The sequence below is a fragment of the Roseobacter cerffii genome, assembly GCF_054226325.1.
This window is the reverse complement of the sequence record NZ_CM135757.1, coordinates 2,819,904-2,839,657: the sequence shown is the minus strand read 5'-3', so window position 1 is coordinate 2,839,657 and position 19,754 is coordinate 2,819,904. Positions and strand designations below refer to the sequence as shown.

General features: G+C 64.6%; 17 protein-coding genes. 7 read left to right on the top strand and 10 right to left on the bottom strand.

Going from position 1 to position 19,754, the window contains the following annotated elements:
• The first annotated feature begins 19 nt into the window (after positions 1 to 19).
• From ftsA to ACVC7O_RS13765, 6 genes are all read left to right on the top strand, one after another.
• On the top strand, positions 20 to 1,324 hold the full coding sequence (ftsA, locus tag ACVC7O_RS13790; RefSeq protein WP_458326096.1) for a cell division protein FtsA: 1,305 nt from the start codon (positions 20 to 22) through the stop codon (positions 1,322 to 1,324).
• 353 nt (positions 1,325 to 1,677) lie between these two features.
• On the top strand, positions 1,678 to 3,291 hold the full coding sequence (gene ftsZ / locus ACVC7O_RS13785) for a cell division protein FtsZ (protein WP_458322692.1): 1,614 nt from the start codon (positions 1,678 to 1,680) through the stop codon (positions 3,289 to 3,291).
• A 208-nt stretch (positions 3,292 to 3,499) separates the two neighbouring features.
• Entirely contained in the window at positions 3,500 to 4,423 is a 924-nt protein-coding gene (lpxC, locus tag ACVC7O_RS13780; protein WP_458322691.1) for a UDP-3-O-acyl-N-acetylglucosamine deacetylase, read from the top strand.
• Positions 4,424 to 4,591: 168 nt separating this feature from the next.
• Entirely contained in the window at positions 4,592 to 5,458 is an 867-nt protein-coding gene (locus ACVC7O_RS13775; protein WP_458322690.1) for an outer membrane protein assembly factor BamD, read from the top strand.
• Positions 5,459 to 5,484: 26 nt separating this feature from the next.
• On the top strand, positions 5,485 to 7,134 hold the full coding sequence (gene recN / locus ACVC7O_RS13770; protein WP_458322689.1) for a DNA repair protein RecN: 1,650 nt from the start codon (positions 5,485 to 5,487) through the stop codon (positions 7,132 to 7,134).
• Between the two features lie 67 nt (positions 7,135 to 7,201).
• Positions 7,202 to 8,887, top strand: a complete 1,686-nt coding sequence (locus ACVC7O_RS13765) for a chloride channel protein (RefSeq protein ID WP_458322688.1) — start codon at positions 7,202 to 7,204, stop codon at positions 8,885 to 8,887.
• Here the strand turns inward: ACVC7O_RS13765 and ACVC7O_RS13760 are convergent, their stop codons facing one another.
• The 6 genes from ACVC7O_RS13760 to ACVC7O_RS13735 all read right to left on the bottom strand — a co-directional run bounded on the left by ACVC7O_RS13760 (position 8,888) and on the right by ACVC7O_RS13735 (position 15,483).
• A complete protein-coding gene (locus tag ACVC7O_RS13760) occupies positions 8,888 to 9,232 on the bottom strand; it encodes a DUF427 domain-containing protein (protein WP_458322687.1) in 345 nt (114 codons plus the stop codon).
• 74 nt (positions 9,233 to 9,306) lie between these two features.
• A complete protein-coding gene (locus ACVC7O_RS13755) occupies positions 9,307 to 11,097 on the bottom strand; it encodes an aminopeptidase P family protein (protein ID WP_458322686.1) in 1,791 nt (596 codons plus the stop codon).
• A 47-nt stretch (positions 11,098 to 11,144) separates the two neighbouring features.
• The gene (cobT, locus tag ACVC7O_RS13750) at positions 11,145 to 13,022 is read right to left on the bottom strand and encodes a cobaltochelatase subunit CobT (protein ID WP_458322685.1); all 1,878 of its coding nucleotides are present in this window, start codon (positions 13,020 to 13,022) and stop codon (positions 11,145 to 11,147) included.
• On the bottom strand, positions 13,022 to 13,723 hold the full coding sequence (locus ACVC7O_RS13745) for an aspartate/glutamate racemase family protein (protein WP_458322684.1): 702 nt from the start codon (positions 13,721 to 13,723) through the stop codon (positions 13,022 to 13,024). The genes cobT and ACVC7O_RS13745 overlap by 1 nt, the downstream gene beginning before the upstream one ends.
• Before the next feature lie 22 nt (positions 13,724 to 13,745).
• Positions 13,746 to 14,732 carry a cobaltochelatase subunit CobS gene (gene cobS, locus ACVC7O_RS13740; RefSeq protein ID WP_458322683.1) on the bottom strand — a complete coding sequence of 329 codons (987 nt, stop codon included), beginning with the start codon at positions 14,730 to 14,732 and terminating at the stop codon, positions 13,746 to 13,748.
• 124 nt (positions 14,733 to 14,856) lie between these two features.
• The gene (locus ACVC7O_RS13735) at positions 14,857 to 15,483 is read right to left on the bottom strand and encodes a DnaJ domain-containing protein (RefSeq protein WP_458322682.1); all 627 of its coding nucleotides are present in this window, start codon (positions 15,481 to 15,483) and stop codon (positions 14,857 to 14,859) included.
• A 74-nt stretch (positions 15,484 to 15,557) separates the two neighbouring features.
• Here ACVC7O_RS13735 and ACVC7O_RS13730 point away from each other — a divergent pair, with 74 nt between their 5' ends.
• Positions 15,558 to 15,815 (top strand): BolA family protein, encoded by a 258-nt coding sequence (locus ACVC7O_RS13730; protein WP_458322681.1) that lies wholly within the window; start codon positions 15,558 to 15,560, stop codon positions 15,813 to 15,815.
• 9 nt (positions 15,816 to 15,824) lie between these two features.
• Here the strand turns inward: ACVC7O_RS13730 and ACVC7O_RS13725 are convergent, their stop codons facing one another.
• From ACVC7O_RS13725 to ACVC7O_RS13710, 4 genes are all read right to left on the bottom strand, one after another.
• Entirely contained in the window at positions 15,825 to 16,283 is a 459-nt protein-coding gene (locus ACVC7O_RS13725) for a DUF4177 domain-containing protein (RefSeq protein ID WP_458322680.1), read from the bottom strand.
• Between the two features lie 139 nt (positions 16,284 to 16,422).
• Entirely contained in the window at positions 16,423 to 17,934 is a 1,512-nt protein-coding gene (gene gatB / locus ACVC7O_RS13720) for an Asp-tRNA(Asn)/Glu-tRNA(Gln) amidotransferase subunit GatB (protein ID WP_458322679.1), read from the bottom strand.
• Between the two features lie 84 nt (positions 17,935 to 18,018).
• Positions 18,019 to 18,510 (bottom strand): hypothetical protein, encoded by a 492-nt coding sequence (locus tag ACVC7O_RS13715; RefSeq protein WP_458322678.1) that lies wholly within the window; start codon positions 18,508 to 18,510, stop codon positions 18,019 to 18,021.
• 24 nt (positions 18,511 to 18,534) lie between these two features.
• Positions 18,535 to 19,674: a hypothetical protein gene (locus ACVC7O_RS13710; protein ID WP_458322677.1), complete on the bottom strand. Its 1,140-nt coding sequence runs from the start codon at positions 19,672 to 19,674 to the stop codon at positions 18,535 to 18,537.
• Positions 19,675 to 19,754 lie beyond the last annotated feature (80 nt).

Here is a 19,754-nt window from a genome sequence, read left to right as displayed (position 1 = left end):
ATACGAGAGCCAGCGCCAGATGCGGAACATGCGCAAGGCGGCCATGCAACGCGGCGTGGTGGCCATTCTGGACGTGGGCAGCTCCAAGATCTCCTGCCTCGTGCTGCGCTTCGATGGTATGGGCGATCTGGGCGAGGAGGGCGAGATCGGCTCGCTCGCCGGCCAGTCGCAATTCCGCGTCATCGGCGCTGCCACCACCCGCTCACGCGGCGTGCGCTTTGGCGAGATCTGCGCGATGCAGGAGACCGAACGCGCGATCCGCACTGCTCTGCAGGGCGCGCAGAAGATGGCGGGTATCCGGGTCGACCATGTGATCGCCTGTTTCGCGGGAGCTGATCCGCGCTCCTACGGGCTCGACGCACAGATCGCGCTCGAGGGTGACACGGTCGATGAGCAGGACGTGGCCCGCGTGCTCGCAGCCTGCGACGTGCCCGACTACGGGGTAGGCCGCGAGGTTCTGCACGCCCAGCCGGTGAACTTCGCGCTCGATCATCGTTCGGGTCTCAGCGACCCGCGCGGCCAGCTTGGCAATGCGCTGTCGGTCGATATGCACATGCTCACGGTCGATGGCTCGGCCATCCAGCACCTCGCCCATTGCATCAAGCGCTGTGATCTGGAACTCGCGGGCATCGCCTCTTCGGCCTATGTCAGCGGCATCGCCGCGCTGGTGGAAGATGAACAGGAGTTGGGCGCCGCCTGTATCGACCTCGGAGGCGGCGCGACTGGCGTGTCGATCTTCATCAAGAAACACATGATCTATGCGGATTCGGTGCGCATGGGCGGCGATCACGTGACCGGCGACATCTCAATGGGGCTCCAGGTGCCCATGTCCATGGCCGAACGGATCAAGACAATGCATGGCGGCGTGCACGCGACGGGCATGGACGATCGCGAGATGATTGAGATCGGTGGCGATACCGGCGACTTCGAGCATGACCGCCGCACCGCCAGCCGTGCCGAAGTCATTGGCATCATGCGCCCGCGCGTCGAGGAGATCCTCGAAGAGGTGCGCGCGCGGCTCGATGCCGCCGGGTTCGACCACCTGCCAAGCCAGCAGATCGTGCTCACGGGCGGCGGCAGCCAGATCCCTGGGCTCGACGGGCTCGCAAGCAAGATCCTGGGCCAGCAGGTGCGGCTCGGGCGCCCCCTGCGCGTGCACGGCCTGCCACAGGTCGCCACTGGCCCAAGCTTTGCCTCCGTGGTCGGGCTCACGCTCTTCGCGGCCCATCCACAGGACGAATGGTGGGATTTCGACATCCCCGCCGAACGCTATCCCAGCCGGTCCCTCAAGCGCGCGGTGCGCTGGTTCCGGGACAACTGGTAACAAGAATCAAGGGTGACGCAGCAAAGCCAGTGTGTTACCAAAGAGTTAAGGCCCGTGAGAGGCCCAAGGCGGTCGAGCAGTCGTCCGCACATTCGAAAACAGCGCGACTCGCGCAGCGTAGGTTCGGCCTGCGACCGATTCCCTTGTGCGCTTTCTAGTGTTAGTTGCGCGCGATTGCGCGACATCTTGCCAATACCCCCTGTCATCGGGGCGTAAAGGCGGAATTTAACCCATATTTTGTGGCAATTTTGCGTTTTTTGCGTGACCCTAGGGTGGTGTGAGGGTAGGGTTGAGCCGGAATAGGCACCCAAAAACGCCCGCGAATGCGGGGCAGCAGCACAGGCGGATATCTCATGACCCTTACTCTTTCGATGCCCGGACAAACCGACCTCAGACCACGGATCACCGTGTTCGGTGTGGGGGGCGCTGGTGGGAACGCGGTCAACAACATGATCGAGAAAGAGCTCGACGGGGTCGAGTTCGTGGTGGCCAACACCGACGCGCAGGCGCTTCAGCAAGCCAAGTCGGACAACCGCGTGCAGCTGGGCGTCAAGGTCACTGAAGGTTTGGGCGCGGGCGCGCGCCCGAGCGTTGGCGCGGCCGCCGCGGAAGAGAGCATCGAGCAGATCGTCGACCATCTGGCCGGCGCGCACATGTGCTTCATCACCGCCGGTATGGGCGGCGGCACCGGCACCGGCGCGGCTCCGATCATCGCGCAGGCTGCGCGCGAGCTTGGCGTGCTGACTGTGGGCGTTGTGACCAAACCGTTCCAGTTCGAGGGCGCCAAACGGATGCGCCAGGCCGAAGACGGTGTCGAGGCGCTGCAAAAAGTCGTTGATACGCTGATCATCATCCCGAACCAGAACCTGTTCCGTCTGGCCAACGAAAAAACCACCTTCACCGAAGCATTTTCCATGGCCGATGACGTTCTGCACCAGGGCGTTAAAGGCGTGACCGACCTGATGGTGCGGCCAGGCCTGATCAATCTCGATTTTGCCGATGTGCGGGCCGTGATGGACGAGATGGGCAAGGCGATGATGGGCACCGGCGAGTCCGACGGCGAAGATCGCGCGATCCAGGCTGCCGAGAAGGCCATCGCCAACCCGCTGCTCGACGAAATCAGCCTGCGTGGCGCGAAAGGCGTGCTCATCAACATCACCGGCGGCCACGATCTGACGCTCTTCGAGCTTGATGAGGCGGCGAACCGGATCCGCGAAGAGGTCGATCCGGACGCCAATATCATCGTGGGGTCCACCCTCGACACCGATATGGGCGGCATCATGCGCGTCAGCGTCGTGGCGACAGGCATCGACGCCATGGATGTGAACACGGAAATGCCCGTCCCGCGCCGGTCGCTCTCGCAGCCGCTGACGCCTGTGGTGTCGGCAGAAGAAGAGCCTGTCGCGGCGATGACCGAGGTGCCGGAGCCGCAGGAGAGCGTCGTGGCGGAAGCCGCGGAAGAGCCCTCGCTGTTCAGCGACATGGACGAGGCCCGGGGCTTTGCGACAGAGCCAGCCGAGCCTGAATTTGCACCGAGTGCACCCCAGGAGGAGGACGACCTCCCGGCGCCGGCCTACCAGCCGCAGGTGGCCGCATTCGAGCCCACGCGCGTGGACGAGCCGGCCCAGCCGGATGACTTCGTGGCGCCCCGCGCACCGACCCCGGGCACTCCGTCGCCTGAGGCGATGGCGCGACTGCGAGCTGCGGCCCAGAAGGCCGCGCCTCACCCCACGCCGCGCCCGGCAGCGGCGCCCGCCGCGTCAGACGGCGACCGCCCCCGCTTCGGGATCAACTCGCTGATCAACCGCATGACAGGCCATGCCGAGGCGGGCGCACCATCCGCGCCACGCCAGCAGCCGCCTGTGCAACAGCGCGCAGCCGAGCCCGCTCAAGTGCCGCAGGATCAGGTCGATCCGGACCAGGAACGCATCGAAATTCCCGCGTTTTTGCGCCGTCAAGCGAACTGATCCCTTCACGAATTACTGAAAATGGGCTGCATCTTCGCAGCCCATTTTTTATTTAAAATCATCATTTTAATGGCGTGCAGGCGTGTTTGTGCTCAAATGTAACAGTTGTGTTTCAGTCCGTTGCAAAGATTGAGTTGAGCCCACTAGGGTCAATCCATAGGTACGGTGCCAAGAGGGTCGAAAGGCTCAGAGGTATTGTGGGGCAATTGTGCAGACGACGATCAAATCACCCATCAGCTTTTCCGGCTGTGGCCTGCATACAGGTCGCAAGGCGACGGTCACCATCCGTCCTGCCATGGCGGAGCATGGGATCTGGTTCTCCCGCACCGATGTCGCGGTTGGCGACCGGCTGATCCCGGCACGCTGGGATGCTGTTCTGCGCTCGCCACTCTGCACCAAGATCGAAAATCCTGCCGGTCTCCAGGTCTCGACAGTCGAACACATCATGGCCGCCCTCGCGGGCTGTGGCGTGCACAACGCGCTGGTGGAAATCGATGGCCCGGAAGTCCCGATCCTTGACGGATCCGCAGCACCTTTTGTGCGTGGCATCATGCAGCGCGGTCTGCGGACGCTGCCCGCACCCGTTCGGGCATTCGAAGTTCTCAAAGAGGTCACCGTGACGGATGGTCAGGCCACCGCCACTCTGGCGCCCGCCGATACGCTGCGGATCGACTTCGAGATCGACTTCGCGGATGCGGCGATCGGGCACCAGAAGAAGTCTCTGGTCATGAACAACGGAAGCTTTGCCCGCGAGCTCTGCGACAGCCGCACCTTCTGCCGTCAGGCGGATGTGGACGCCATGCGCGCAAACGGTCTCGCTCTGGGCGGCACGCCCGGCGAAAACGCGGTGGTCTTCGATGGCGACCGTGTTCTCAGCCCCGGCGGGTTGCGCCATCAGGATGAGCCCGTGCGTCACAAGATGCTGGACGCGCTGGGAGATCTCGCCTTGGCGGGCGCACCACTGATCGGACATTACACCGGTGTCCGCGCGGGCCACTCTCTGACCAACACACTGCTGCGCAAGCTTTTTGCAACGCCCGATGCGGTGCGCATGGTGATCTGCGACAAGAGCACAGCACGCCGCCTGCCAGGCTACGGTCTCGTCTGGGATGAGATTCCGGCGGTTGCGTAACGGGCCTTCGGCACGTGTGCATGTCGGCGACCATTTTCCTTCGGCACAGAGATGACACCACCGGTCACAAAGCGCGCAATGGGCGTTTTGCCTTCGAATTTTCTGTGCTAGGACCTCTCAAGTGCGCGCAGCGGGCTGCGTTGGGGTTTGATACGAAGGTGGCAAAGCATGAGTAAGCTTGGGTCGCGAAAGCGGGTGATCACGACACTGCTGGCGGCGGCGCTGGTCGCTGGATGCGGTGGCAGAGACGGCGGCGGCGCGCGCAACTTCTTCAACCCCGAAGAAATCCCGCTTGAGACCTATTCCGCCGAACAGATTTTCGAGCGTGGCGAGTTCGAGCTGAACCGCAGCCGCCCAGATGACGCAGCCTTCTTCTTCTCGGAAATCGAACGACTTTACCCGTACTCCGATTGGGCTCGACGCGCGTTAATCATGCAGGCGTTCTCCTATCATCGCGATCAAGACTATCCGAACAGCCGCTCAGCCGCGCAGCGGTTCATCGACTTCTACCCGGAAGACGATGACGCGGCCTATGCGCAGTATCTGCTGGCACTCAGCTACTACGACCAGATCGACGAAGTCGGCCGCGACCAGGGGCTGACCTTTCAGGCGTTGCAGGCCCTGCGAGAGGTGATCGAGCGCTATCCGGAGAGCGACTATGCGCGCTCCGCCATCCTGAAGTTCGATCTCGCCTTCGACCATCTGGCGGGCAAGGAGATGGAGATCGGGCGCTACTATCTACGGCGCAACCACTACACTGCGGCGATCAACCGGTTCCGGGTTGTCGTGGAGGATTTCCAGACAACCACGCACACACCCGAAGCGCTGCACCGGCTGGTCGAGGCCTATCTGTCGCTCGGTCTCACGGACGAAGCGCAGACTGCGGGCGCGATCCTCGGCTTCAACTACCGCTCGACCGATTGGTACGAGGACAGCTTTGCGCTGCTCACAGGGCAGGGGCTGACGCTCGAGGCGGCGGGCGACAGCTGGTTGCGGCAGGTCTATCGCCAGACGGTGAAGGGCGAATGGCTCTGATCCCACGGCCATGACGGGTGGCGGACATGCTGCGCGGGCTTGATATCACCGACATGCTGATCATCGACCGGCTGGAGTTGAGCTTTCAGCCGGGGCTGAACGTACTGACCGGTGAGACGGGGGCCGGGAAATCCATCCTTCTGGACTCCTTGGGCTTCGTGCTCGGCTGGCGCGGGCGGGCGGATCTCGTGCGGCAGGGGGCAGCGCAGGGCGAGGTCACCGCCTGGTTCGACCTGCCAGAGGATCATCCCGCGCGTGCTGTGTTGGACGAGGCCGGGCTTCCGGTGGAAGACGAGCTGATCCTGCGCCGCATCAACACTGCCGATGGGCGCAAGACCGCCTGGGTCAATGACCGGCGGTGCTCCGGCGAGGTTCTACGACAGCTCTCGGAGACGCTGGTGGAGCTGCACGGTCAGCATGACGACCGCGGGCTGCTGAACCCGCGCGGGCATCGCGCCATCCTCGACACATTCGGCGACCTCGATCAGGCGCGCGCCGCCTGCCGTGCGGCATGGACTGCCAAGGCACAGGCGGCCAAGGCGCTCGCCGCTGCCGAAGCCGCCGTGGCTGCGATCCGGGAGGAAGAGGACTTCCTGCGCCATGCGGTGGCCGAGTTGGACGCGCTTGCGCCGGAACCCGGTGAAGAGGCGACGCTCGATACCCGCCGCCGTGCGATGCAGAGCGCGGAGAAGATCCGCAGCGACGTGGTGCGCGCGCATGAGATCCTTGGCCATCAGGGAGCCGAAGCGGCGTTGGGCGAAGCCCTACGCTGGCTCGATGGCGCAGCCGAGCAAGCCGATGGCGCGCTGGAGGCACCGATGGCAGCGCTCTCCCGCGCGCTGGTCGAGCTTGATGAGGCTACGTCCGGCATTGCCACGGCGATCGAAGGTCTGTCCTTCGATCCGACCGATCTGGAAAACACCGAAGAGCGGCTCTTTGCGATCCGTGCGCTGGCGCGAAAGCATGACGTGCTGGCCGATGATCTCGCAGATTTCGCCGGAACGCTGCGGGATAAGCTCGCCGCGCTGGATGCCGGGGACGCGGATGTGGCGGCCTTGCACAAGACACTGCGGGACGCCCAGGCGGCCTATGACGCCGCAGCCACAGCCCTGACCCAAGCGCGGACCAAGGCCGCACGCGCCCTCGACACGGAGGTCAGCGCCGAGCTCGCACCGCTCAAGATGGAGCGCGCGGTCTTTGAGACCCAGATCACGCCCGACACCCCCGGTCCAGATGGCGCCGATCTGGTGGCCTTCACCGTGGCCACGAACCCCGGCGCGCCTGCGGGACCGCTCAACAAGATCGCCTCGGGCGGCGAGCTCAGCCGGTTCCTGCTGGCGCTCAAGGTCTGTCTGACCAAGGGCCAGTCGGGCCTCACCATGATTTTCGACGAAATCGACCGCGGCGTAGGTGGGGCAACCGCCGATGCCGTGGGGCGGCGGCTTGCGGCGATTGCTGCGGGTGGGCAGGTGCTGGTCGTCACCCACTCCCCGCAGGTTGCGGCCCTCGGCGCCCATCACTGGCGGGTCGAAAAACGCGTGGCCGAGGGCATGACCACCTCGACCGTGACACCCTTGCCAACGCCCGAGCGTGTCGATGAAATCGCGCGGATGCTGTCGGGCGACACGATTACCGAAGAGGCACGGGGCGCGGCCCGTGCACTGCTCGCCGGGTAGGGGCGGCCAAAGGGCTTTTCCCCATGCGCGGCTTGGCCTAGAGAGGGTACAGCCAGAGTACGTATAGATGTCCAGCCCGCCGCGATCCGTTCTATCTCAGCAGCTCGATATAGCGCTGACCACCTGCCGGGATGGGCTGCGCCTGTTGCGGCACCGTGGGCCGAACCAGATCCAGTTCTGGTTTATCGCGTTGTTGATCGGGATCGCCGCAGGCTTCGCCGCGCTGTTCTTCCGCAAGGGCGTAAACGCGTTACAAACCTCGCTCTATGGCACCGAAGACGTCCGCCTGCTGCACAGCTTTGCAGAATCGCTGCCCTGGTACCTAGTGCTGATCATCCCGATTTGCGGCGGCCTCGTGGTGGGCATCATCCTGCACATCTTCACCAAGGATGCGCGCGCCCGGTCGGTGGCGGATGTGATCCACGGCGCCGCGATGCATGACGGGCGGGTCGAGACGCGCGCGGGCCTCGCCTCGGCGCTGGCCTCGATGATCACGCTGGGTACCGGTGGCTCGACCGGGCGGGAAGGGCCAGTGGTGCACCTTGCCGCGGTGATCTCCACCTGGGTCAACCGCCGCATCCATGCCGACGGGATCACCGGGCGCGATCTGCTGGGCTGCGCCGTCGCCGCCGCCGTATCGGCGAGCTTTAACGCGCCCATCGCGGGCGCGCTTTTCGCGCTGGAGGTGGTGCTGCGCCACTTCGCTGTGCATGCCTTCGCCCCCATCGTCATCGCCAGTGCGGCGGGCACCGTGATCAACCGGCTGGAGTTTGGCGGGGTCACGGAATTCAGCCTCACCACCGTGAACGAGGTGCAATTTTACCAGGAGATGCCCGCCTACCTGCTCCTTGGCCTTGTCTGCGGCCTGGTCGCCGTGGCCTTCATGAAGGGGATCTTCTGGGCCGATGATTTCGGCAACAAGGTGCAGGAGAAAACCGGCATCCCCCGCTGGCTGCGGCCCGCCATTGCCGGGGCCATGCTGGGCGGGATCGCGATCTGGTACCCACATATCATCGGCGTCGGCTATGAGACGACCTTCCTGGCCATGGACGGGCAGTTGCTGTTGCACGAAGCGGTGGTCTTCGCTGTGCTCAAGGCCATTGCCGTGGCGATCACCATGGGGGGCCGTATGGGCGGCGGGGTATTCTCACCCTCGCTGATGGTGGGCGCGCTCACCGGGTTGAGTTTCGGGCTGATCGCGACGAGCATCTTTCCGGAGGTCTCGGGCTCGATCTCGCTCTATGCCCTCGCCGGAACGGGCGCTGTGGCCGCGGCGGTGCTGGGGGCACCTATCTCGACCACCCTGATCGTCTTTGAGCTCACGGGCGACTGGCAGACCGGCCTTGCGGTGATGGTCGCCGTGTCCACGTCCACCGCGCTCTCCTCGCGGCTGGTCGACCGCAGCTTCTTCCTCACGCAGCTTGAACGTCGCGGCATCCACCTCGCTGCCGGGCCGCAGGCCTATCTGCTGGCGATGTTCCGGGTTGGGCCCGTGATGCGACCGATGGACCACGCGCGCGCGGCATCGGAAGAGGAATGCTGGGAGATGATCCGCGAGGGCGTCTATGTGGACAGCAACGCGACGCTGGAATCCGCAATGCCGATTTTCGAGACCGGTGTGCGGTTCATCCCCGTGGTCACCCTCAGCAGCGATGCCGCGCCGCCTGAACTGCAGGGCGCGCTCTTCCACGTGGATGCGCTCAAGGTCTATAATCGGGCGCTGGCGGCGACCGCCGCCGAAGAGCACTCCTGATCAGATCTGTTCCACCGTCACTTCACCATTGGTGTAGAAGGCGAGATGATCCTTGATGCGTGCGACGCCGTCCTTGGGGGTCTCGTAGGACCAGGCCACATCTGTCAGCGTTGTACTCTTTGTCACGACGGAGAAATAGCTTGCATCGCCCTTGTGCAGGCAATGGGTCGACTTCTCGGTCCGGTCGAGGAAGGCCATCGCGATGTCACCACGGGGGAAGTAGATCACCGGCGGGTAATCTCCTTCCTTCAGTTCCAGCGCATCGGCGCTTTCGCCCAGAACGGCCCCCCCGGCGCGGACGCTCCATGTGCCTTCGGCTTTGCGGATGGTGATGTGATCGGCCATGACTGCGTCTCCCCCTCGTGACGGTTGTCTCTATCCGCACCGGCTGTAACAAGAAGATGACGCAGGTCGCGGCATCAGATCGGCGCAGTTGCGGCATCCAACCATGTTTTTGCGCCCGGCGATAGGCGGGGTCCGATTTTTTCCGCAACCTCAGCGTGATAGCTGTTGAGCCAGTCGCGCTCGCCGTCCGTGAGCATCGTGGTGACGATCAGCCGCCGATCAATCGGGGCGAAGGTCAGGGTGCGCCAGTTCAGCATGTTTCGATGCTCATCGCCGCCCGGCTTGTGCGGCGCTTCTTGCGCCACGATCAGGTTCTCGATGCGGATGCCAAAGGCACCCTCGCGATAATATCCCGGTTCGTTCGACAGGATCATGCCCGCCTCGATCGGCACATGGCTGGTTCGGGCAAGCCGCTGCGGCCCCTCATGCACACTGAGATAGGCGCCCACCCCGTGGCCCAGCCCATGGTCGAAATCCTGCCCGGCGAGCCAGAGCGGCATGCGCCCGATGGCTTCGATGTCGCGCCCGGCGAGCCCTTGGGGCCAGCGCAGGCGGCTCATGGCGATCATACCCTGCAGCACCCGGGTGAAGGCCGCGCAAGCCTCCTCGGGCGGCGCGCCAATCGCAACGGTGCGGGTGATGTCCGTCGTGCCATCGAGATACTGCGCGCCACTGTCGATGACGATCAGCTCGCCGTCTTCCAGCATGCTGTCGGTCTCTTCGGTGACGCGGTAGTGCATGATCGCCCCGTTGGGGCCTGCGCCTGCGATGGTCTCGAAGCTGATATCCTGCAGCGCGTTGTCGTTCCGCCGCAGAGTCTCCAGTTTTGTGACCACCTCGGTCTCCCGGAGGCTGCCTGCGGGTTGCGCGTCAAGCCAGGCGAGCAGTTCCACCACCGCAGCCCCATCTCGCAGGTGGGCGCCGGCGGCACCTTCGATCTCGGCCGGATTTTTCCGCGCCTTGGGCAACGCGCAGGGATCGCCCGCATAGACCGCCCGGTCGCCCAGCAGATCGGCGAGCACGAAGGGCACGGTGGCACGGTCAACGACGATCTGGCCACGTGCACCCTCCAACGCCGCCATCAGCTCATCGGGCGCGCGCACCGTCACGTCATTACCCAGATGGTCGCGAACCTCGATGAGCTTCTCCGCGCTCATGAACAGCTCAACCGCGCCACTCTCCTGCAGGAGCGCGAAGCCATGCGCCACCGGGTTGCGCGGAATGTCCGAGCCGCGGATATTCAGAAGCCAGCAGAGCGAATCCGGCAAGGTGATGAGTGCTGCCTGATGCCCATTCTCGCGCAAATCTTCGGCCAGCCGCGCGCGCTTTGCATCATGGGTTTCACCCGCAAATTCAAGCGGATGCACCTTCACGCGGCCCTGCGGTGCTTCGGGTTGATCCTCCCAGATACGATCAACCAGATTGTCCTGCACGCGCATCTCGATACCGCTGCCGTCGAGCGCCTTGCGCAGCGTTCCGATCTGTCCGGCGCTGTGCAGCCAGGGGTCGAAGCCGACGACGCCACCCTCCGGCATCTGCTCCTGCAGCCACGCGCTCAGGCTGATGTCGGGCCAGGGCACAGGCGTGTAGATAGCCGCAACCTGCGCCTTCACCTGCGTGCGATACCGGCCATCAATAAACACCCCGGCCACGTCCGTCAGCACGGCGCAGAACCCGGCGGAGCCGGTGAAGCCGGTGAGCCAGGCGAGCCGCTCGTCGCGCGGGGCGACATACTCACCCTGATGCGCATCCGCGCGCGGGACAAGAAACCCGTCGAGCCCCTCGGTCAGCATCACCTCGCGCAGAGCCTTCAGCCGTGGAGGCCCCTGTTCGGGCCGTGCGGTCACGTCGAAACTCTGAAACATGCGCGCGCTCCTTCACCCTTCCAAAAATACTCTCGCCGAAGGCGGTCTCAGCTCGCGCGCTTCATGCCCATGACGCGCGCCCGGGCCCGTGGATCACTGTCAAAGAGCGCAGCCAGCTGTTCGGTCATCGCACCCGCCAACTGATCCACATCGGTGATCGTGACCGCCCGGTCATAGTAGCGCGTCACATCGTGCCCGATCCCTATCGCCAGCAGTTCCACCGCCCGGCGTTTCTCAACCATGGCAATCACATCGCGCAGGTGCTTTTCGAGGTAGTTAGCCGGGTTCACTGAGAGCGTGCTGTCATCGACCGGCGCGCCGTCCGAGATCACCATGAGGATCTTCCGGGCCTCGCCGCGCATCAGCATGCGCCGGTGCGCCCATTCCAGCGCCTCTCCGTCGATGTTTTCCTTCAGGAGACCCTCTTTCATCATCAGCCCCAGATTGGGCCGGGTCCGCCGCCAGGGCGCATCGGCGGATTTGTAGATGATATGGCGCAGGTCGTTAAGCCGCCCGGGCTGCTGCGGGCGCCCGTCATTGAGCCACGCCTCGCGCGCTTGCCCGCCCTTCCAGGCCCGCGTGGTGAAGCCAAGAATCTCCACCTTCACATTGCAGCGCTCGAGCGTGCGCGCCAGAACATCGGCGCAGATCGCGGCAATGGAAATCGGGCGCCCGCGCATGGAGCCGGAGTTGTCCAGCAGCAGCGTCACGACCGTGTCGCGGAAATCGGTGTCTTTCTCGACCTTGAAGGACAGCGGCGTCGTCGGGTTGGCCACGACCCGCGCGAGACGCCCGGCATCCAGCATGCCTTCTTCCAGATCGAACTCCCACGACCGGTTCTGCTGCGCCTGCAAGCGCCGCTGCAGCTTGTTGGCCAGGCGGCTGACGGCGCCTTTCAGAGGCTCCAACTGCTGGTCGAGGTAAGCGCGCAAGCGTTCCAGCTCAATCGGCTCGGCCAGCTCTTCGGCGCCGATTTCCTCATCGTGATCAGACATATAGACGAGGTAGTTCGGATCGGCATCCGAGGCGGGCGGCGGGGCAGGTGGCTCCATCGGCGCCTCGCCCTCGGGCATCTCGGCCTCATCACCCATCTCCTGGTCGGCCATGTCGTCCATGGAGACCTGAGCCTGGCTGGCGTCCTGCTGCTCCTCCTGAGACTGCTCGGGCGACCCCTCGGCCTCTTCCTCATCCTGGTCGTCCTGGCCGGTGCTGTCGGGTTCGCTGTCGTCTTCCGAGCCGTCTTCCGCTTCGTCCTCTTGGTCCTCGTCGATCTGGTCCGGATCGTCGCCCAGTTGGTCGCCATAGCCCAGGTCGGAAATCAGCTGCCGCGCGAGTTTGGCAAAGGCGGTCTGGTCGCTGAGCGTCTCGTCGAGAGTGTCCAGCGTGCCGCCGCATTGCTCCTCGATGAAGCCGCGCCAGAGCTCCATGACGTTCTGCGCGCCCGCGGGCAATTCGCGCCCGGTGGCCAGATGGCGGATCAGATAGCCCGCTGCGGTGGCCAGCGGTGCATCTGCCGCCTGCGTCACCTGATCATAGCCCTTGCGCATGGCCTCATGGGCGATCTTGGCGTCGATGTTCCCGGCCGTGCCCGGCATGTCGCGCGCTCCCATGGCCTCGCAGCGGGCGGTTTCCATCGCTTCATAGAGGTCGCGTGCCATGTCGCCCTGCGGCTGGTATTTCGCGTGGGTCTGGCCGTTGTGATAGCGGCGGTTGAGCGCCAGCGCATCTGCTGTGCCACGTGCGAGGAGCACCTCGTCACGGGTCATGCGGCGACTGACTTGTGGCAAGCGCATGGAATCGCCCGACAATCCCGCTGGATCGACCGAGTAAGACACCGAGAGCTCGGGGTCATTGGCCATGACCTTCGTGGCCTCGCCAAGGGCTTTCTTGAAGGCGTCTGCGGGATTGTCAGAGGGTTTGCTCATCAGCTGCCTTTCATCGCGGACTCAACGGTGATGCGCCCGGCGGCCAGATCGGCCAGCAGCGCCACATGCACGTCCAACGCGTCGATCACTTTATACCCCGGGTCGTGCCCGTCAAATGCGAGGTTGAGGTCGGTGCCCGCCATCACGATGGCCTCGGCACCCTGATCTTCGACCATGCAGCGGCCCGCTTCGAAGAAGAGCGCGCGGTCGTCCTCGCTGCAGTGCCCGCGGATGGCCATGTCGACATAGGCTTGGCCGACCGCCTCACGATTGTCCTGCGGGAAGACCGCAGCCGTCTGCGTCAGCTGCCCGTAGAGTTTGGTGCGCATCACTACATCCGTCCCCAAAAGCCCAACTGTGCCAAAGCCTTGCGCGGCGAAGCTGGCGTCGAGCGGAGCCACGGCGCTGATCAGGGGCAGCGTCGAAATCGCTTCGGTTTCCGCATAGCAGAAGTGCCCGCCGAGCGACGTGATGGCCGCGCAGGCCGCACCGGCCGCTTTGAGACGGTCGATCAGCTTTGCGTATATTTCAGCCTGCGCTTGCCGTGCGTCCGCCCGGTTGTTGCGCACCAGCGTGTCCGCGTCGGCGTTCACGATGGTGAGGTCCAGCGGCTGCCCGATCTCGCGCATCCGCGCGGTGAGCCGCTGGTAGTAGGCCACTGTCGCGGCGGGTCCAATGCCTCCGATCAAGCCCAGATGCATGAGAGACACCCCTGCATGGCGATCACCCGAGGCTCACGCTCGCCGCACTTTCAGGCAGTTCCTCATCGAACAGGCGCTGGTAGAATTCGGCCACCGTCTGGCGCTCGAGCTCGTCACATTTGTTGAGGAAGCTGAGGCGGAAGGCATAGCCCACATTGCGGAAAATTTCAGCGTTCTGCGCCCAGGCAATGACTGTCCGGGGTGACATCACCGTTGACAGATCGCCGTTCATGAAGGCGGTGCGGGTGAGGTCGGCGACGGTGACCATCTGCTTGACGATCTTGCGGCCCTTCTCGGTGTTGTAATGCGGGTTCTTCGACAAGACGATCGCGGTCTCCGCATCGATGCTGAGGTAGTTCAGCGTGGCGACGAGGCTCCAGCGGTCCATCTGGCCTTGGTTGATCTGCTGCGTACCATGGTACAGGCCGGTGGTGTCGCCGAGGCCGACGGTGTTGGCGGTGGCGAAGATGCGGAAGTAGGGATGCGGCTCAATCACCTGGTTCTGATCGAGCAAGGTCAGCTTGCCGTCCACCTCCAGCACGCGCTGGATCACGAACATCACATCCGCGCGGCCCGCGTCGTATTCGTCAAAGACAATCGCGGTCGGGTTGCGCAAGGCCCAAGGTAATATTCCTTCTTGGAAATCAGTGACTTGCTTGCCGTCCTTCAACTTGATGGCATCCTTGCCGATCAGGTCGATCCGGCTGATGTGGCTGTCGAGATTCACGCGTACGGCGGGCCAGTTCAGGCGCGCGGCGACCTGTTCGATATGCGTCGACTTACCGGTGCCGTGGTACCCCTGAATCATGACGCGGCGGTTGTGTGCAAAGCCCGCCAGGATCGCCAGCGTGGTGTCGGGATCGAACTTGTAGGTCATGTCGAGCTCGGGCACACGGTCGCTGCCGTCGGCAAAGCCTTTCACGACCATATCTGTATCAATGCCAAAGACGTCGCGGACGTGGATTTCTTCGGTGGGCTTCATGTTGATGTCCAATGCGCCGTCGGCCATGAGGTGTCACCCCTTTACAAAAATACGAAAATCGGACCCGCCTTTGGCCCGGCCCCTCTGGTGCAACATATATGGATGAGGCGCAAGGGAAAGGGGCGGTCCAGTTGCCCAAAAGCGTAAGCCATCAGTCTTTGAAGTTGCGGCTGCCCTTGATCTGATCCCAGGCCCAGACGACCTCCTGCAGCTGCTCTTCCTGGCTGCGGTCGCCGCCGTTCATGTCGGGGTGCAGCACCTTGATCAGCGCCTTGTAGGCCTTGCGCACCTCGGGCTTGGTCCAGCTGTCCTTGGCCTCGAGGATTTCCAGCGCGCGGCGCTCGGTCGGCGGCAGGCGGCGGCCCGCGCCCCCGTTGCGGCCTGGGTTCTGCGTCGCATTGGCGCCGAGCACCTGATGCGGGTCCTCGATGCCCAGCCGCGCCCAGGCCCGCGCCTCGGGATCCCCCAGAGGTTTGGTGGCCCGCTCCCAGACCTTGTCCTTCGACATCTGCGCATTCATCTCGGCTTCGGTGGTGCCGTCAAAGAAGTTCCACTTCAGATTATACTCGCGCACATGCGCCTGGCAGAACCAATAGTAGTCGTCCAGCACGTCGGGCGCCTTGGGCGCGCGGTACTTGCCCGGCTCGTTGCACCCGTCATGATCACAGATCCGCGTCGAGGTTTCCGACGCGCCGGACATGCCCCGCCGACCGCGCGGATTTTTCTTCTTGGAGGAAGACACGGACATATCGAAGCCGAAAGGATCAGGTTTGGACATATTGGCACCTATACGAGTCGAGGCCGCTTAGTTTAAACTGCACGTTGAAAGAAGGAAGAGGCATCGGCAAAAAAATGTCTAGACGTCAGCAGATTGAGGACCGGTTGCGAGAGGCGTTTTCGCCGCGCGAATTGCAGGTGGTGGACGACAGCGAAAGCCATCGCGGCCACGCAGGATATCCGGAGGGGGGTGAAAGTCACTTTAACGTGGCGATCCGGGCTGCGGAGTTCAAGGATATGAATCGCCTCGCGCGGCATCGCGCCATTCACGCGGCGCTCGGGCCGAAGCTGATCGCGGAAATCCATGCGCTGGCGCTGGATGTGGATGCCTGAGAGCGGGGCTTAACCCTCTGAATTTTCAGATTTTCGGCTCTCTGCCAGTTTTTTGAGCGAATCCGTCATGCCGGCCAGATCGCTGGGCTCTTCGACGCCGTTGTCGCTGAGCATCCGGCTGGCGCCCGCGCTTTGCGAGGCGTCCTCGTCGGGCGTTTGCGGGGTGGTGATCTGCGGCTCGCTGCGCGCCTCGGTGGCGGGCAGGACGACGGAGGCGGGCGCGGGCACTTCTTCTTCGAGCGCCTTGCGGAAGACCAGCACGTTGCGCCAGTTCGTGGTGCTCGAGGTCAGCCCGGAGCGCTCGACAGAGGGCAGCGTTTCAGCGCGCTGATACTCCCAGCCGTCGGCGGCCATCTGGTTCATCAGCTCTTCCAGCGCATGCGAAAAACGGTCTTCGGGTGACTTGATCCCCTTGGCCTTCACGCCGCGATTTGGGGCGGGGATCACCCGGTACTGGTACTGTGGCATACGCCGGTCTCCAAACTTGTGACCCCCTCTATACCAGTGCCGCACAGGGCGGCAAATGTGCGTCGGTGGGGTGTCTGTATCGCGTCTGTATAACGTCGGTATTACGTCGGTGCGGGGCGTGCGCCCGGGCAGCGGGCTGTTAACCTTTCAGCTTCTGCGCAACGAGCTGATTGACCGCCTTGGGGTTGGCCTTGCCGCCGGTCGCCTTCATCACCTGGCCCACGAACCAGCCCGCGAGCTTGGGGTTCTCCTGCGCCTTGGCGACCTGGTCGGGGTTGGCGGCGATGATCTCGTCCACCGCGGCCTCGATGGCGCCGGTATCGGTCACCTGCTTCATGCCGCGCGCCTCGACGATCTCGGCTGGGTCGCCGCCTTCGGTGTAGACGATCTCGAAGAGCTCCTTGGCGATCTTGCCGGAGATGGCATCGGAGGCGATGAGGTCGATCACGCCGCCCAATTGCGCAGGCGAAACCGGGCTTTCGGTGATGTCGGTGTCGTCCTTCTTCAGCCGTCCGAAGAGCTCGTTGATCACCCAGTTCGCGGCCATCTTGCCGTCGCGGCCCTTGGCCACCGCTTCGAAGTACCCGGCGCTGTCCAGATCGGCGGTGAGCACGGAGGCGTCATAATCGCTCAAGCCGAAATCGCCGATGAACCGCGCCTTCTTGGCGTCGGGTAGCTCGGGCAGGTTCGCGCCGATCTCGTCAACCCAGGCCTGCTCGATCACCAGCGGCAGGAGGTCCGGGTCGGGGAAATAGCGGTAGTCATGCGCCTCTTCCTTGGAGCGCATCGAGCGGGTTTCGTTCTTGTCCGGATCATAGAGGCGGGTTTCCTGATCGACGGTGCCGCCGCCTTCGACAATGGCGATCTGGCGGCGCGCCTCGACCTCGATGGCGGCCTGGATGAACCGCATGGAGTTCATGTTCTTGATCTCGCAGCGGGTGCCGAGGTGGCCGAAATCCTGCGTGGCCTGGTACTTCTCATAGTCGCCCGGGCGGCAGATCGAGACGTTCACGTCAGCGCGCAGGTTGCCGTTCTGCATGTTGCCGTCACAGGTGCCGAGATAGCGCAGGATCTGGCGCAGTTTGACCACGTAAGCCGCCGCCTCTTCGGGGCCGCGGATGTCGGGGCGGCTGACGATCTCCATCAGCGCCACGCCGGTGCGGTTGAGGTCCACGAAGGACATGTTCGGGTCCATGTCGTGGATCGACTTGCCTGCGTCCTGCTCCAGGTGAATGCGCTCGACCCGCACCAGCCGCGCGGTGCCGTCCCCCATCTCGACCAGCACTTCGCCCTCGCCGACGATGGGGTGGTAGAGCTGTGAAATCTGATAGCCCTGCGGCAGATCGGGGTAGAAATAGTTCTTGCGGTCGAAGGCGGAGGTCAGGTTGATCTCGGCCTTGAGCCCCAACCCGGTGCGCACCGCCTGTTCGACGCAAAACTCGTTGATCGTCGGCAACATGCCGGGCATGGCCGCATCGACGAAAGAGACGTTGTTGTTGGGCTCGGCGCCGAAGGTCGTGGAGGCGGCGGAGAAGAGCTTGGCCTTGGAGGTGACCTGGGCGTGCACCTCCATGCCGATGACCAGTTCCCAGTCGTGCTTGGCGCCCGCGATCACTTTGGGCGTGGGGGTGTCATAGGTCAGGTCGAGCATCGAAGGTCCCTCGTCAGGCAGGTCAGCATCTGCGAGGGGTTTAGGGCAGCGCAGGGCCTGCTGCAAGCCCTGCCGCATGGGGCGTCAGCGCGCCTTGGGCATGTCGCGCCAGCTCACCTCGACCGTGCCGTCCTGGCGGTCGGGCAGGCGTTTGCGCGGCATCATGCGCGCGTCGCTGGTGAAGTCTTCCTTGATGCGCACGACGATGAGGCAGCAGAAGGGCCGTGCCAGATCGACGGTCACGATCTCATGGCCCACATGCGGCGGCAGGACGATGATTTGCGCGGCATCGAGATCGCCCTCGCCCAGGACCGGGTCGGTGGTCGGCAGATCGAAGGCAAGGGCGGCCTCGATCCGGGCGATCCCGTCGTAGATGGGCAGGTGCAGCCCCGTCATCTCGAAATAGGCCCGGGCGCATTGCAGCATCCGCGTGTGTAGCGTGTGCAGTCGGGCGCGGGGGTCGGACGAGGGGGCAGAGCAGGGCGCGGCCCCTTGCGCGGGCGGCGTGGCCGTGCGGTGCCAGTCGATCCAATCGCCGCTGTCCCAATGGGCGGCGTCTGCAGGAATGTTGCTCATGATGCGTTCCTTCCTTCTTGGTCGTCAGACCGCCTCGGCCACGGGGCCGTCGGCGGTGAAAATGATGCGGTTGCCCTGTGCGATCTCGCGCCGGAAGAGGTCGGCGATGATGCGCATGGCTTCGGCCTGGCCTGCGGCGGCGAACCCGCGCGCGGAATGCACCCGCAGGTTGTTGTCGAACCCGGTGGCGGCATGGGCCCAGATCAGCGGATGCAGCTCGGTCATATGGGTGCGCACGATCCAGTCGGCACAGGCGGCGATCTGGGCGCGCACGTGATCAGCCGCGTCATGGCCGGTGAAATTGCTGCCGATGGTATTGGCGCAATAGGCGGCGAGCAGGTTCACCGTGTACTGATGCGGCTTGCGGGTGAGGATGTCCTGCAGCCCTTCGATGAAGAACTCCAGATCGAGGTATTCGCAGGCGCCATCGTCGCCCGAGAGCGCGTCGAACATCACCCAGGCGTAGGCCCCCGCGCCCCAGACGTCTTGAGTGCGGGCGGCAGTGCGGCGCGCTTCGAGCTCCAGCTGGGCGTGGCTGCCGAACCAGCGGGGGCTGAGGTAGTTGCCAAGCGCGCGCATCGGGCCCGGGTTGCGCGGATCGAGGTCGATCAGCCGCTCGTAATCATCCGCGAGCTCGTCGGTGCTGCTGTCGCCCGCGCCGTGCAGGGCGCATTTCGCAGCGGCCAGCACCGGTGACGGCGTGTCATGCGTGTCGAAGGGCTCGAGCAGGGCGCGCGCGCGGTCGAAATGCGCGGCGAAGGCGTCGCGGTTCCGCGGGGGCACCTGGCTGTCCCAGCCGGTGCCGCGCCAGGCCCAGGCGATATCCATATGCGCCTGGGCGACGATGGTGCTGAGGATCATGTCGTGCCCGGCCTCAGCCAGCACCAGCTCAAGCGCTTCGATGCCGCTGAGCAGCGGCGCACCGCGGGCGGGGCGGCCGTCAAAGAGCGCGTGTTCAGCGGCCAGCACCACATCCGCGCGCGCGCCATAGCTCAAGAGATCGGCCACGGGCATCGCGCCGGGCGTGGCCTGGCGCGCGGCCTCGGCGGCGCGGATCTCCTGCAGCAGCTCGCCCCAGCGCTCCTGCCGCGCGAGAAACTGGCCACGCGCCTGGTGGGCGTCGCGGGCGTTTTCTTCTTCGGTCGGATTGGGGCAGTCAATCATCAGCGCGCTTTCGGGGCGATTTGGGGCTTGGGTCCTGTCATGAGGGGGGCGGTCTGCTGACGCCGGAGCAGGGGCCGGCA

Excerpts from the sequence above, each read along its gene's own strand:
- ACVC7O_RS13735 (WP_458322682.1), bottom strand. The coding sequence starts at position 15,483 with ATGTCCAAACCTGATCCTTTCGGCTTCGATATGTCCGTGTCTTCCTCC.
- ACVC7O_RS13755 (WP_458322686.1), bottom strand. The coding sequence starts at position 11,097 with ATGTTTCAGAGTTTCGACGTGACCGCACGGCCCGAACAGGGGCCTCCA.
- ACVC7O_RS13730 (WP_458322681.1), top strand. The coding sequence starts at position 15,558 with ATGTCTAGACGTCAGCAGATTGAGGACCGGTTGCGAGAGGCGTTTTCG.
- ftsA (WP_458326096.1), top strand. The coding sequence starts at position 20 with ATGCGGAACATGCGCAAGGCGGCCATGCAACGCGGCGTGGTGGCCATT.
- ACVC7O_RS13765 (WP_458322688.1), top strand. The coding sequence starts at position 7,202 with ATGTCCAGCCCGCCGCGATCCGTTCTATCTCAGCAGCTCGATATAGCG.
- ACVC7O_RS13715 (WP_458322678.1), bottom strand. The coding sequence starts at position 18,510 with ATGAGCAACATTCCTGCAGACGCCGCCCATTGGGACAGCGGCGATTGG.
- gatB (WP_458322679.1), bottom strand. The coding sequence starts at position 17,934 with ATGCTCGACCTGACCTATGACACCCCCACGCCCAAAGTGATCGCGGGC.
- ACVC7O_RS13760 (WP_458322687.1), bottom strand. The coding sequence starts at position 9,232 with ATGGCCGATCACATCACCATCCGCAAAGCCGAAGGCACATGGAGCGTC.
- ACVC7O_RS13775 (WP_458322690.1), top strand. The coding sequence starts at position 4,592 with ATGAGTAAGCTTGGGTCGCGAAAGCGGGTGATCACGACACTGCTGGCG.
- ACVC7O_RS13710 (WP_458322677.1), bottom strand. The coding sequence starts at position 19,674 with ATGATTGACTGCCCCAATCCGACCGAAGAAGAAAACGCCCGCGACGCC.
- cobT (WP_458322685.1), bottom strand. The coding sequence starts at position 13,022 with ATGAGCAAACCCTCTGACAATCCCGCAGACGCCTTCAAGAAAGCCCTT.
- cobS (WP_458322683.1), bottom strand. The coding sequence starts at position 14,732 with ATGGCCGACGGCGCATTGGACATCAACATGAAGCCCACCGAAGAAATC.
- recN (WP_458322689.1), top strand. The coding sequence starts at position 5,485 with ATGCTGCGCGGGCTTGATATCACCGACATGCTGATCATCGACCGGCTG.
- ACVC7O_RS13725 (WP_458322680.1), bottom strand. The coding sequence starts at position 16,283 with ATGCCACAGTACCAGTACCGGGTGATCCCCGCCCCAAATCGCGGCGTG.
- ftsZ (WP_458322692.1), top strand. The coding sequence starts at position 1,678 with ATGACCCTTACTCTTTCGATGCCCGGACAAACCGACCTCAGACCACGG.
- ACVC7O_RS13745 (WP_458322684.1), bottom strand. The coding sequence starts at position 13,723 with ATGCATCTGGGCTTGATCGGAGGCATTGGACCCGCCGCGACAGTGGCC.